Annotated in this window: 10 protein-coding genes; 7 read left to right on the top strand and 3 right to left on the bottom strand. The window is 55.5% G+C overall.

Annotation, left to right across the window (positions count from 1 at the left end; genetic code table 11):
• The first annotated feature begins 165 nt into the window (after positions 1-165).
• The 3 genes from murB to LDK53_RS14675 are packed head-to-tail and all read left to right on the top strand — an operon-like array spanning position 166 to position 3162.
• Positions 166-1194 (top strand): UDP-N-acetylmuramate dehydrogenase, encoded by a 1029-nt coding sequence (gene murB, locus LDK53_RS14685; protein ID WP_225287461.1) that lies wholly within the window; start codon positions 166-168, stop codon positions 1192-1194.
• The gene (gene birA, locus LDK53_RS14680) at positions 1191-2153 is read left to right on the top strand and encodes a bifunctional biotin--[acetyl-CoA-carboxylase] ligase/biotin operon repressor BirA (protein ID WP_025760406.1); all 963 of its coding nucleotides are present in this window, start codon (positions 1191-1193) and stop codon (positions 2151-2153) included. The genes murB and birA overlap by 4 nt, the downstream gene beginning before the upstream one ends.
• 16 nt (positions 2154-2169) lie before the next feature.
• A complete protein-coding gene (locus tag LDK53_RS14675) occupies positions 2170-3162 on the top strand; it encodes a glycosyl hydrolase family 8 (RefSeq protein ID WP_225287464.1) in 993 nt (330 codons plus the stop codon).
• A 54-nt stretch (positions 3163-3216) separates the two neighbouring features.
• Here LDK53_RS14675 and bcsG read toward each other — a convergent pair whose 3' ends face one another.
• Genes bcsG through bcsE form a run of 3 tightly spaced genes read right to left on the bottom strand, consistent with a single transcriptional unit; the run spans position 3217 to position 6639 of the window.
• A complete protein-coding gene (gene bcsG, locus LDK53_RS14670) occupies positions 3217-4896 on the bottom strand; it encodes a cellulose biosynthesis protein BcsG (protein ID WP_095450739.1) in 1680 nt (559 codons plus the stop codon).
• Complete coding sequence (gene bcsF / locus LDK53_RS14665) at positions 4889-5083, bottom strand: cellulose biosynthesis protein BcsF (protein WP_025759457.1); 195 nt, start codon at positions 5081-5083, stop codon at positions 4889-4891. Before bcsF ends, bcsG begins: the two co-directional genes overlap by 8 nt.
• Complete coding sequence (bcsE, locus tag LDK53_RS14660; protein WP_025759456.1) at positions 5080-6639, bottom strand: cellulose biosynthesis c-di-GMP-binding protein BcsE; 1560 nt, start codon at positions 6637-6639, stop codon at positions 5080-5082. The genes bcsF and bcsE overlap by 4 nt, the downstream gene beginning before the upstream one ends.
• Before the next feature lie 174 nt (positions 6640-6813).
• On the opposite strand from bcsE, the gene bcsR reads away from it, so the two are divergent.
• From bcsR to bcsB, 4 genes are read left to right on the top strand one after another with little or no spacing between them, the layout of a single operon-like run.
• Positions 6814-7002: a cellulose biosynthesis protein BcsR gene (bcsR, locus tag LDK53_RS14655; RefSeq protein ID WP_008503237.1), complete on the top strand. Its 189-nt coding sequence runs from the start codon at positions 6814-6816 to the stop codon at positions 7000-7002.
• Positions 7003-7013: 11 nt separating this feature from the next.
• Positions 7014-7766: a cellulose biosynthesis protein BcsQ gene (gene bcsQ, locus LDK53_RS14650; RefSeq protein WP_025759454.1), complete on the top strand. Its 753-nt coding sequence runs from the start codon at positions 7014-7016 to the stop codon at positions 7764-7766.
• Positions 7763-10378 carry a UDP-forming cellulose synthase catalytic subunit gene (bcsA, locus tag LDK53_RS14645; RefSeq protein WP_059386121.1) on the top strand — a complete coding sequence of 872 codons (2616 nt, stop codon included), beginning with the start codon at positions 7763-7765 and terminating at the stop codon, positions 10376-10378. The genes bcsQ and bcsA overlap by 4 nt, the downstream gene beginning before the upstream one ends.
• A 10-nt stretch (positions 10379-10388) precedes the next feature.
• Positions 10389-12809: a cellulose biosynthesis cyclic di-GMP-binding regulatory protein BcsB gene (bcsB, locus tag LDK53_RS14640; protein ID WP_225287460.1), complete on the top strand. Its 2421-nt coding sequence runs from the start codon at positions 10389-10391 to the stop codon at positions 12807-12809.
• The last annotated feature ends 6 nt before the right edge of the window (positions 12810-12815 follow it).

The raw sequence follows: 12815 nt of genomic DNA, 5'->3' as shown, positions 1-12815 counted from the left end.
GTGTGGGGTCTCCCCATGTGAGAGTAGGGAACTGCCAGGCATCAAACACGTGAAGAGGCCATCCGAAAGGATGGCCTTTTTGCGTTTCTGCGCTGCACAAAACTAATCCCCCAATACCTTGCTTATACGGTAAACTACCTGCGTTTTTGCATCAGGATAGCGTCTATGAACCACTCCCTTAAGCCCTGGAATACCTTTGGCATTCAACGGAATGCTAAAAAGATTGTACGTGCCGATACCTCACAGCAGTTGCTGAATGCATGGCAAAGCGCAACAGAAAATAACGAACCCGTACTGATTCTGGGCGAAGGAAGTAATGTCCTGTTTCTCGACGATTTTGCGGGAACAGTAATCATTAACCGCATCATGGGCATTGATGTGGAAGAGCGCGCCGATAGCTGGCACATTCACGTGGGGGCCGGTGAAAACTGGCATCATCTGGTGCGGTTTACCCTCGACAAAGGGATGCCGGGTCTGGAAAACCTTGCGCTGATCCCAGGCTGCGCCGGATCGTCACCCATTCAAAACATCGGTGCCTATGGCATCGAACTGAAGCATGTCTGTGAGTATGTCGACTGTATCGAACTGGCGACCGGAACGGCCCAGCGTTTAACCGCAGAAGAGTGCCGTTTTGGCTATCGTGACAGTATCTTCAAACATGAATATCAGGATCGCTACGTCATTGTCGCCGTGGGCCTGCGTCTGTCTAAGCGCTGGCAGCCCGTGTTGACCTACGGTGATTTAACGCGTCTCGATCCGGCAACCGTTACCCCTCGCGACGTTTTTGACTCGGTTTGCCATATGCGGATGACCAAACTTCCCGATCCCAAAGTAAACGGCAATGCCGGAAGCTTCTTCAAAAACCCGGTAATTAGCAGCGAAAAGGCAAAAATCTTCCTTGAAGGATGGCCAACAGCGCCACATTACCCTCAGGCGGACGGCAGCGTGAAGCTTGCTGCGGGATGGCTTATCGATCAATGCCAGTTAAAAGGCACGACAGTCGGCGGCGCTGCCGTTCACCGACAGCAGGCTCTGGTACTGATTAATCAATGTGATGCGACCAGCGATGATGTGGTTCAGCTGGCACATCATGTCCGTGAGCGTGTGGGCGAGAAATTTAACGTCTGGCTGGAGCCGGAAGTGCGCTTTATCGGGTGCACAGGCGAAGTCAATGCCGTGGAGGCCATCGCGTGAAGGACAATACCATCCCCTTAACCCTGATTGGCATTCTTGCCGACGGTGAATTTCATTCTGGCGAGCAATTGGGCGAACAGCTGGGCATGAGCCGTGCCGGCATCAATAAGCATATTCAGACGCTGCGCGACTGGGGTGTCGATGTCTTCACGGTACCAGGAAAAGGCTACAGCCTGCCGGAACCAATTCAACTGCTGAATGAAGAACTGATTCGCAGCCAGATTGGACACGGCAATGTGGCGGTGCTGCCCGTGATTGATTCGACGAACCAGTATCTTCTGGATCGTCTGCCTGAGCTAAAATCCGGCGATGCCTGTGTTGCTGAGTATCAGCAGGCCGGGCGTGGCCGTCGCGGTCGCAAATGGTTCTCACCGTTTGGTGCAAATCTTTATCTCTCCATGTACTGGCGTCTGGAGCAGGGGCCTGCCGCTGCCATTGGCCTGAGTCTGGTTATCGGCATTGTCATGGCGGAAGTGCTGCACGATCTGGGGGCGGATAACGTACGCGTGAAGTGGCCTAACGATCTCTACCTCAACGATCGAAAACTGGCCGGTATCCTGGTTGAACTGACCGGGAAAACCGGCGATGCGGCGCAAATTGTCATTGGCGCGGGCCTCAATATGGTGATGCGCAACGTCCAGAGTGATGTGGTGAACCAGGCCTGGACTAACCTCCAGGAGGCGGGCATCGTCATCGATCGCAACACCCTCGCCGTGCGTATGATTAAAGAGTTGCGCAGTTCACTCACGCTTTTTGAGCAGGAAGGGCTGGCTCCGTTCCTGTCGCGTTGGGAAAAGCTGGATAACTTCATCAACCGCCCGGTGAAATTGCTGATTGGCGATAAAGAGATCTACGGTACTTCCCGCGGTATTGATGCGCAGGGGGCGTTGCTTCTGGAGCAGGATGGCGCAATCAAGCCCTGGGTGGGCGGTGAGATTTCCCTGCGAAGTGCCGAATAACCGGACTGAGTCAATGATGCGAAAACCCGTCTGCGCGACGCTGGCTGTCATGATGAGTGTACTGTTCTCGCCTCTCTCGCAGGCGGGGCAGGCCTGGGAAAGTTACAAGGCACGCTTTTTTAAACCGGAAGGCCGCATTGTCGATACCGGCAATGGCGGTGTTTCGCATACGGAAGGTCAGGGTTTCGCCATGCTGATGGCGGTGGCCAATGACGATAAAGCCACGTTCGATAAGCTCTGGCAATGGACGGACAGTCAGCTGAAGAACAAAGAGAATGGTCTCTTTTACTGGCGTTACAACCCCGCAGAGTCCAACCCGATCGCCGACAAAAACAACGCCGCAGACGGCGATGTGCTGATCGCCTGGGCGTTATTAAAAGCCGATGCCCGCTGGCATGACAAGCGTTACAGCACCGCATCGGATGCCATTACAAAAGCACTGATTGACCACAGTGTGATCCGCTATGCGGGTTACCGCGTGATGCTGCCCGGCGTCCAGGGATTTAAGCCTGAGGGTGAAGTGATCCTTAATCCGTCCTATTTCGTGTTTCCGGCCTGGCAGGACTTTGCCGCGCGCAGTCATTTACCGGTCTGGCATGAATTGATGAAGGACGGGAAACGCCTGCTGGGGAAAATGGGGTCGGGTAAAGCGAATCTGCCCCCTGACTGGGTTTCACTGACATCAGGTGGCAAGCTGGCACCGGCCCAGGGCTGGCCACCGCGGATGAGCTACGATGCGATTCGTATTCCGCTGTACGTTGCCTGGTCTGATAAACAAAGCCCGTTGCTGACGCCGTGGAAAGCCTGGTTCGGTCAGTTTCCCCGGGAACAAACGCCCGCCTGGGTGAACGTCACGACCAACGACTATGCGCCCTATATGATGGAAGGCGGTCTGCTGGCGGTACGCGATTTAACGATGGGACAGTCTTCCGGAGAACCCGAAATCACCTCTAAAGACGACTACTATTCGGCAAGTCTGAAAATGCTGGTGTGGATCTCAGCGCAATAATAACGCACCGACTATCCCCTCTCCCCTGTGGGGAGAGGGTTAGGGTGAGTGGCCTTACTGCGGATACGGTACCCAATCCCCGCCGTTCAGACGAACGTACGGTTTGTTCTGATACTGAATCACTACCGCGTTAGCGTTCTCGGAGACTTCTGCCGTTTGCGGCAGGTTGCTGGTGAGCTGATCCCAGTTCACGCTATCCTCAACAAACAGCTTGCCGTCCACCGCACGGGCAACCAGTTCTGAGATCGCCAGATAGCTACCTGGCTGGGTGATCTCAATCGGCGCGCCCTGGTGAGGTGCCTTCATACCAAAGAATTTAATGCCAGCAGGCACGTTGGTAATGGACGGGCTTGGGATATCACGCAGGCCCGACACCTGCATTCTGTCGCCTTTCAGCGCGCCACCGTGTTCAGGGACGACAACCACCATCACTTTACGGCCGGATTTTTCCAGCTCCGTAAAGAACGCGTCCAGCTCGTCGAAGAATTTCTGCGCACGCACTTTATAGTCTGCCGTTTTGCTCACGCCCGGGAAGTGGTTACCGTCGTGAAGCGGCAGGGTGTTAAAGAACGTCGCACTGCGCGGATTACTGTCTTTTTCGATGGTCTGCAGCCAGCGCTGAAGTACGGCGGTATCGTCATAAACGGGCGAGCCGTCGAAGCCCAGCAGAGAGACCGGAAGACCCGTTTGATCCATCAACGGCGCCTGCATGCCACCCTGTTCGCGCACTTCTTTCAGGAAGTTGCCGAACTGGCCGTTATGCCCCAGCATCAGATGCTGCGTAAAGCCCAGTTTGGCGAGGTTATCGAACAGATAACACTGGTTGCCGGCGGGTTGATACAGGTTCTTATGCGATGTCTGACCGCAGCTTGCACGCAGCAGGCGGATCGCCGCCGGGCCGCTGTATGAGGTGGCCGAATTGAAATCTTTAAACTGAATGTCGAAATGCGACCACAGCGGATGCGACATCAAACCTGCGGCATCCACGTCGGCCCAGGAGAGAGAGCAGATGTTGATCACCAGCAGTTCGAACGGCTGAGCATCTGCCGGCAGCGCGTCCGGGAATTTCGTCTGACGCTTATCTTCCGCAGTATAGAAACTGGAGAGCCAGGCATTCAGGTTTGTGGAGGTCGGCGGCGCGGTCTGGGTTGGGATATCCCCCACAACAGGCGTATTGCCCGCCGTCGTGACGGTTGCCGCCGCGCTTCCCCCTGTGGTGGTCACCGTGGTGGTGGGTTGACCGGCAGGCCACAGCGAAAAGTTTGGCCCTGCCAACGTCAGCACGTTAAGCCAGATCATAATCGCCACGACAAACACCGTGACGCGGACCCACTGTGACAGGAACAGCCAGGCAACCAGCAGCACAAATACCGCGCCAATCATCTGCCAGTTAATAAAACGCTCGATCAGGTCGAGGACATAGCTGGCGCTAAACCCCGCCACCTGCGAGCCCTGGCTCATAATACTGTCCGGCCCCGGTAGCCAGGTATCATGCCAGAACAGCGCAAAGCCGACAGGAATGGCTACCCAGTGGCGTAAACGATGCAGCCTGATATTCGGCAGAGGCATCAGCAGGAAGGCCATAAACACCAGGTTGAGAAGAGGATGGAAATTCAGATAGCCTGCCCACAGCAGACCAAACTTCACCAGAAAGTAGAAGTTCCAGCCGGAAAGGCCGCGCCAGTATTGCCAGAGCGGCGAAGGTGACGAAGCGGTATAGGTTGAATTAGTCATGTTTTCGGTCTGCCTTGACGTGTGATGCCCGTGTCAGTGTTCCGGCTGGTTTAACGTGGCGAGGTTTTATAAACAACACTCTGGCCGTATCACGAATACGACGTATGGAATGGCGTGCGTAGTAGCCAAGCGGGAAAAAGATCAGCGCACAGACTATAACCAGTTGAATGATATCGCTGATATTCATAGTGCGTTCTCCGCGTTGTCTGTTAATAAGCGAAGAGGCTCCGGCACCCGTCGCCAGACATGTCCATCATGTCTGGCATTGAGGATCGGTTTCGCATCACTCGTGATAGCGAGCGGTTTAGCCCATTGTTCTGGCTGGAGCGCACGCATCTGCACCAGTTCCGCGCTGATGGCATTATCTTCGAACCAAATCATACGGTTCGAGAAGATATCACCGGTCGGCAGGGGGAAGATGTGGTTAAGCGCAGTATCAAGATCGTTTATCCGGCAGAAGGACAAAAACAGCATCAGGCGATTATCGCCGATGGTCATGATGTCCCCTGTACGGTTCGGACGGCATAAGGTCAGCGCCTGTTCAACGCGAATACCCGGTACAGGACGCAGTGCAACCATGACCCCTTTTCCGTCAGCAGGAAGAAGCGTGTTGCTCATCATGTTGCCGACGGCATCGCAGAAGGTATCCCATTTTTGGTATCCACGCAGTTTCATCGGCTGGGTCATGGAGAGCAGCGTGGAAATCTCTTCCGGTACATGGCGGCTAAACTGCTGACCCTGCACGCTTTCGATAAGCGTCAGGCAGCGTGACAGCGGCGCATTCCAGGGGATAACCATATTCGCGCCGCAGCCCAGAAGCAGGCGCTCATCGGTGGCGCGCAGGCTGGTATTGTTTTCACGTATGATAATTTTCAACGCGCTTCCGCGCTGGCGGCGTAAGGTATGGATCTGTCTTGCCAGCGTCTCAATCTGGTTATTTTGCATCAACGAGAAAATAAGGGTTGCCGCCTGGGTTGTGCGGGCTTCATGGAAAAGGGCTTCGTTAGAGTCAAACAGGGACCAGTTTTCCGAAAGAGCAGGGGCACCCTCCAGGACCGCGATATGGCTCAGGATACGTTTTTCATCGCTGCGCGGCTGAACCACGGTCTCTTCCTGCTGCGCCAGGTGCCACTTGCCCTCGATATGTTTCAGAGTAAGTTGTTGCCTGGCACTCACCCCTTTTTCATTACACCAGAAAGCAATATCGTAGAGATAGCTGCCCACCTGGTCACGAACGCTTGCCAGACCGAACAGGGAGCGATATTCGCCCATTAACAGTGAGAACAGCTTGTCATTATTACTGCCGGGATTGACGACCAATAGCGTGCAATTTTGAAATTTTGCCCATTTATTGATTTTTTCCAGCCACGGCAGCAGCTTTTCCGCAGGAATATTTTGCAGGACGTTATTTGCACATTTGAGAATCACCAAATAGTGATCCGGATCAATAGTGCACTGAACATCGCGGGACAAAAAGTATAGACTATCGGCTTCCGGTTTCATGGAAAATAATCGCACCGTCTGGGGGCCGCGATCGCTTTCAAGCGTGATAATCTTCTTCGGATCGTCACCCATGCTAATGACGGCCACGCGGGAATCCTTATCCTGAGCAGCAATTGTCTGGTTTACCAGAGTGATAGCATCTTCATTACGGTCCGTATTAATCCACCAGACTCCTCCGACTGGCATGTGGCTCAATTCGTCCCATAATGACTGGATGCCAATAGAAAATATGGAGTCCACGGTGTCCCTCTTTTCGTCTAATTTATCTGTATCTCAGTTTACTAGCGAAAGCGTAGAAATAAACCTAACATTGAAATTAAAGAACATCAGATTTAGCATGTAAATGAAATTTGTCCGGGCAGGGAGCCCCGCAACTTCTGAGCGTGCGATTTTCCTCAAAGGGATGGAAAAAGAATGGATAATAATGAACCCGGAACCCCAGTCGACTCGACGCTGGGTTACACATTCCAAAACGATTTTCTGGCGCTGACGCAGGCCTTTTCTTTACCTGAAATAGATTACACCGATATTTCCCAGCGGGAACAGTTGGCTGCGGCTATTAAACGCTGGCCGTTGTTAGCTGAATTTGCCCATCAACAATAAGGGAGCCATTGATGGCCATACTCGGATTACAGGGTGTCCGTGGCGGTGTGGGTACCACATCTGTTACCGCGGCGCTGGCGTGGTCATTACAGCTTTTAGGTGAATCGGTGCTGGTTATTGACGCCTGCGCCGATAATTTGCTGCGTATGTCGTTTAACGTCGACTTTACTCGCGAAGAGGGCTGGGCCCGGGCGCTGCTTGATGATAAAGACTGGCGGGATGCCGGTATGCGCTATACCTCCCAGCTCGATTTGCTGCCGTTTGGTCAACTCACCACCACGGAACGCGAGAATGAAGCCGCCTATCAGCGCCTGTTTTCACAGTTCACGCTGGCGCTGCAAAGTCTGAAAGAAAAGGGGCATTACCGGTGGATCCTGCTGGATCTGCCGCACGGCGCCGGCACGCTGACCCGACAGCTTATCGCACAGTGCGATCACGTCCTCTCCATCGTCAATGTCGATGCGAATTGCCACATCCGCTTGCATCAGCAGGGTTTACCTCAGAATGCGCATATCCTGATTAACGATTTACGCATTGGCAGCCAGATCCAGGACGATCTGTATCAGGTGTGGCTGCAAAGCCAGCGTCGTCTGCTTCCTATTGTCATCCATCGTGATGAAGGAATGGCTGAATGCCTTGCGTCCAAGCAACCGCTCGGCGAGTACCGCAGCGATTCGCTGGCGGCAGAAGAGATCCTGACGCTGGCTAACTGGTGTCTGCTGAACTTCGCCAAAGGGGCGGAGCCTGCAGGGAGTTCTGTATGAGTCGACTCGCCAGCTGGTTACTCATCCCGCCGGTCAGTTCGCGTTTGAGCGAAAACTACCGGCATTTTCGCCGGCATGGTGCTTCGGCATTCAGCGCCGCGCTCGGCTGTTTCTGGATGATCCTGGCCTGGACGTTCATTCCGCTCGAACACCCGCGCTGGCAGCGCATCCGCGCACGACACAGTGAGCTCTATCCCCACATCAATCCCAACCGCCCGCGGCCACTGGACCCGGCGCGTTACCTCATTCAGGCGCTCTGGCTGGCGGTCACATCATCCCGCAACGAGAAAATAACGCCGCACTGGCGCAGTTTCTCCCGCGTGCAACAGCTACGCGAACGCTACCACCAGTGGCTGGACAGACTGCCCAACAGCGTGACCGATAAGACCAGCCATCTGGATAACCATAAAGAGCTCGGGCATCTCCACCCGGGCTTGCGGCGTTTTATTCTCGGCGTCATCGTCGTGTTCTCGCTCATTCTGGCGCTGGTCTGTATTACGCAGCCCTTTAACCCGCTGGCGCAGTTCACCTTCCTGATCCTGCTGTGGGGCGTGGCGCTGCTGGTTCGCCGTATTCCAGGTCGCTTCTCGGCGCTGATGCTGATTGTGTTGTCGTTGACCGTCTCCTGTCGCTACATCTGGTGGCGTTATACCTCAACCCTTAACTGGGACGATCCGGTCAGTCTGGTGTGCGGCCTGGTGCTGCTGTTTGCCGAAACCTACGCCTGGATTGTGCTGGTGCTGGGCTATTTCCAGGTGATTTGGCCGCTCAACCGCCAGCCGGTTCCGCTGCCAAAAGACACCACGCAGTGGCCGACCGTTGATCTCTTCGTCCCGACCTATAACGAAGATCTGAGCGTGGTAAAAAACACCATTTATGCCGCGCTGGGCATCGACTGGCCGAAAGATAAGCTCAAAGTCTGGATCCTCGACGACGGCAATCGTCCGGCGTTTCGTCAGTTCGCCGAGGAGGTGGGCGTCGAGTACATCGCCCGGCCGACTCACGAGCACGCTAAAGCCGGGAACATCAACAACGCGCTGAAGTATGCCACTGGGGAGTTTGTCTCGATCTTTGACTGCGACCACGTGCCGACGCGCTCGTTCCTGCAGATGACAATGGGCTGGTTCCTGAAAGAAAAAGAGCTGGCGATGATGCAGACGCCGCACCACTTCTTCTCGCCGGATCCGTTTGAACGTAACCTGGGTCGCTTCCGTAAAACCCCGAACGAAGGCACGCTGTTCTATGGCCTGGTGCAGGACGGTAACGACATGTGGGATGCCACCTTCTTCTGCGGCTCCTGCGCCGTTATCCGGCGTAAACCGCTGGATGAAATTGGTGGCATTGCCGTGGAAACGGTCACCGAAGATGCGCACACCTCTCTGCGCCTGCACCGTCGCGGCTATACCTCTGCCTATATGCGCATTCCTCAGGCTGCCGGTCTGGCAACGGAGTCGCTGTCGGCGCACATCGGTCAGCGTATTCGCTGGGCCCGCGGCATGGTGCAGATATTCCGTCTTGATAACCCCCTGATAGGAAAAGGCCTGAAGCTGGCGCAACGTCTTTGCTACGTCAACGCCATGTTCCACTTCTTATCCGGTATCCCGCGGCTGATCTTCCTGACCGCGCCGCTGGCGTTCCTGCTCCTTCACGCTTATATCATCTACGCTCCTGCGCTGATGATTGCGCTGTTTGTTCTGCCGCACATGATCCACGCGAGCCTGACGAACTCGAAGATTCAGGGTAAATACCGCCACTCCTTCTGGAGTGAAATTTACGAAACGGTGCTGGCCTGGTACATCGCACCGCCGACGATGGTGGCGCTGATTAATCCGCATAAAGGTAAATTCAACGTCACCGCGAAGGGCGGTCTGGTGGAAGAGGAGTACGTCGACTGGGTGATCTCCCGTCCGTATATCTTCCTGGTGCTGCTGAATATTGTGGGCGTCATCGCCGGTATCTGGCGTTACTTCTATGGCCCGGAAAACGAGATCCTGACGGTATTCGTGAGTATGGCCTGGGTCTTCTACAACCTGATTATCCTCGGTGGCGCGGTGGCGGTATCTGTGGAGAGCAAACAGGTTCGCCGTGCGCATCGCGTGGAAATCTGCATGCCGGCGGCCATTGCCCGTGAAGATGGGCATCTTTTCTCCTGTACCGTACACGACTTCTCTGACGGTGGTCTGGGGATCAAAATCAACGGCCAGGCCAAGGTGCTGGAAGGGCAAAAAGTTAACCTGCTGCTTAAACGCGGCCAGCAGGAGTATGTCTTCCCGACACAGGTCGTTCGTGTGACGGGCGATGAAGTGGGTCTGCAGCTGATGCCGTTGACCAAAAAGCAACATATTGATTTTGTGCAGTGTACGTTTGCCCGCGCGGATACGTGGGCTCTCTGGCAGGACAGCTTCCCGGAAGATAAACCTCTGGAAAGCCTGCTGGATATTCTGAAGCTGGGGTTCCGTGGCTATCGTCACCTTGCAGAATTTGCCCCGTCGTCGGTGAAATTAATTTTCCGATCACTTACTTCGCTGGTTTCCTGGGTCGTGTCGTTCATTCCTCGTCGTCCTGGGCGGGATGAGGCGAAGCAGGCGGACCCGGTTATGGCTCAACAATGATGATAACGCGATGAAAACAAAACTTTCCTGGTTATGTGCAGTGGCAATGGGGATGAGTACCCTCCCCGCAACAATGGCTAACGCAGCTCCTGATAACGCAGCGGCAACGCCTGCGCCAACGGTGCCTGTCGTCGCGCAGGCAACCGATCCGGTTGTCACTGCGGCACCCGGCCAGACAGAAAACATCATTCCGAACCAGCCAACGGAGGGGAACACCCTGCCGGCAGGCAGCCAGGTCGTCGGACAGGTGATGCCGGGCGTCCGGGGAGCGAATGCCCCTGTCGTCGCGGAGAATGCCCCGTCACGGGACGTGAAGCTCACCTTCGCACAGATTGCGCCGCCTCCGGGCAGCATGGTGCTGCGCGGTATCAACCCGAACGGCGGCATTGAATTTGGCATGCGCAGCGACGAGGTCGTCTCTAATGCGGTGCTGAATCTTGAATATACGCCGTCGCCATCACTGTTGCCGACGCAGTCTCAGCTGAAGGTCTACCTGAATGATGAGCTGATGGACGTTCTGCCGGTCACGAAAGAGCAACTGGGTAAGAAAACGCAGGTTCAGGTGCCAATCAACCCACTGTTCATCACCGACTTTAACCGTATCCGCCTGGAGTTTGTCGGTCACTACCGCGATGTCTGCGAAAACCCTGCCAGCAACACGCTGTGGATGGACGTCGGGCGTAACTCCTCGCTGCAGATGACCTACCAGTCGCTGGCGCTGAAAAACGATCTCTCGGCTTTCCCGGTTCCGTTCTTTGATCCTCGGGATAACCGTCCGCTCACCCTGCCGGTGGTGTTTGCGGCGTCTCCGGACGTCACGGAACAGCTGGCGGCCACCATTGTGGCGTCCTGGTTTGGTTCTCGTGCGGGCTGGCGTGGCCAGAGCTTCCCGGCGATGTATGACAAACTGCCGGACCGAAATGCGATTGTCTTTGCGACCAACGCGAAACGTCCGGCCTTCCTGCGCGATCACCCGGACGTTAAAGCGCCGACCGTAGAGATGATGAGCCACCCGGACAATCCGTACGTGAAGCTGCTGGTGGTCTTTGGTCGTGACGATAAAGATCTGGTTCAGGCAGCAAAAGCGATTGCCCAGGGCAACATCCTGTTCCGTGGCAACAGCGTGGTGGTGGATGAGGTCAAGCCGCTGCTGGCGCGTAAACCTTATGATGCGCCAAACTGGGTGCGTACCGACCGTGCGGTCACCTTTGGCGAGCTGAAAACCTATGAAGAACAGCTGCAGGCGACGGGGCTTGAGCCTGCGCCGATCAGCCTGTCACTGAATCTGCCGCCGGATCTGTACCTGCTGCGTACCAACGGCATTGATATCAACCTCAACTACCGTTACACCGCGCCAGCCACGAAAGACAGCTCGCGCATGGATATCAGCCTGAACAACCAGTTCCTGCAGTCGTTCAGCCTGCAAAGCACGCAGGATACCAACCGCCTGATGCTTCGCCTGCCGGTGTTGCAGGGGCTGCTGGACGGTAAAACGGATGTCTCGATCCCGGCGCTGAAGCTTGGCGCGATCAACCAGCTGCGCTTTGATTTCCAGTACATGAACCCGATGCCTGGCGGCTCGGTGGAAAACTGCATTACCTTCCAGCCGGTTCAGAACCACGTGGTGATTGGCGATGAGTCGACCATCGACTTCTCGAAGTACTATCACTTCCTGGCGATGCCGGATCTGCGCGCCTTTGCCAATGCGGGCTTCCCGTTCAGCCGTATGGCCGATCTCTCTGAATCCATTGTTGTGATGCCAAAAACGCCAAACGAAGGGCAGGTGACTACCCTGCTGGACACCATGGCAACCGTGGGTGGTCAGACAGGATTACCGGCGATTAACGTCACGTTGACGGATGATGGTAGCCAGATTCAGAACAAAGACGCGGATATCATGGTAATCGGTACCATTCCGGACAAGCTGAAGGATGACAAACGCATCGATCTGCTGGTGAAAGCGGCCCAGTCCTGGGTCAACACGCCGCTGCGCCAGACTGAATTCCCGAGCATTATGCCGGATGTTAACGACCGTCAGGCCAGCGCGCAGACGACCGTAACGTCTCAGGGGGCAATGGCCGCGGTGGTGGGCTTCCAGTCACCTTACAACGACCAGCGTAGCGTGGTGGCTCTGCTGGCAGATAGCCCGCGCGGGTATGAACTGCTCAATACGGCCATGAACGACAGCGGTAAACGTGCTGCAATGTTCGGTTCCGTCTCCGTCATCCGTGAGTCGGGCGTGAATAGCCTGCGTGTTGGTGATGTGTACTACGTCGGCCATCTGCCGTGGTTCGAACGCCTGTGGTATGCGCTGTCTAACCATCCGGTTCTGCTGGCTATCCTGGCGGCGGTCAGTGTGGTCTTGCTGGCCTGGGTGCTGTGGCGTCTGCTGCGCATCATCAGTCGTCGTCGTCTGAACCCGGATGAGTAAGATGTG

It is taken from the genome of Enterobacter sp. K16B (assembly GCF_020216105.1).
Lineage (GTDB): Bacteria > Pseudomonadota > Gammaproteobacteria > Enterobacterales > Enterobacteriaceae > Enterobacter > Enterobacter sichuanensis.
Note: the sequence above shows the minus strand (reverse complement) of the source record. Positions and strands in the feature narration are given on the sequence as shown.

Excerpts from the sequence above, each read along its gene's own strand:
- murB (WP_225287461.1), top strand. The coding sequence starts at position 166 with ATGAACCACTCCCTTAAGCCCTGGAATACCTTTGGCATTCAACGGAAT.
- LDK53_RS14675 (WP_225287464.1), top strand. The coding sequence starts at position 2,170 with ATGCGAAAACCCGTCTGCGCGACGCTGGCTGTCATGATGAGTGTACTG.
- bcsG (WP_095450739.1), bottom strand. The coding sequence starts at position 4,896 with ATGACTAATTCAACCTATACCGCTTCGTCACCTTCGCCGCTCTGGCAA.
- bcsF (WP_025759457.1), bottom strand. The coding sequence starts at position 5,083 with ATGAATATCAGCGATATCATTCAACTGGTTATAGTCTGTGCGCTGATC.
- bcsR (WP_008503237.1), top strand. The coding sequence starts at position 6,814 with ATGGATAATAATGAACCCGGAACCCCAGTCGACTCGACGCTGGGTTAC.
- bcsQ (WP_025759454.1), top strand. The coding sequence starts at position 7,014 with ATGGCCATACTCGGATTACAGGGTGTCCGTGGCGGTGTGGGTACCACA.
- bcsA (WP_059386121.1), top strand. The coding sequence starts at position 7,763 with ATGAGTCGACTCGCCAGCTGGTTACTCATCCCGCCGGTCAGTTCGCGT.
- bcsB (WP_225287460.1), top strand. The coding sequence starts at position 10,389 with ATGAAAACAAAACTTTCCTGGTTATGTGCAGTGGCAATGGGGATGAGT.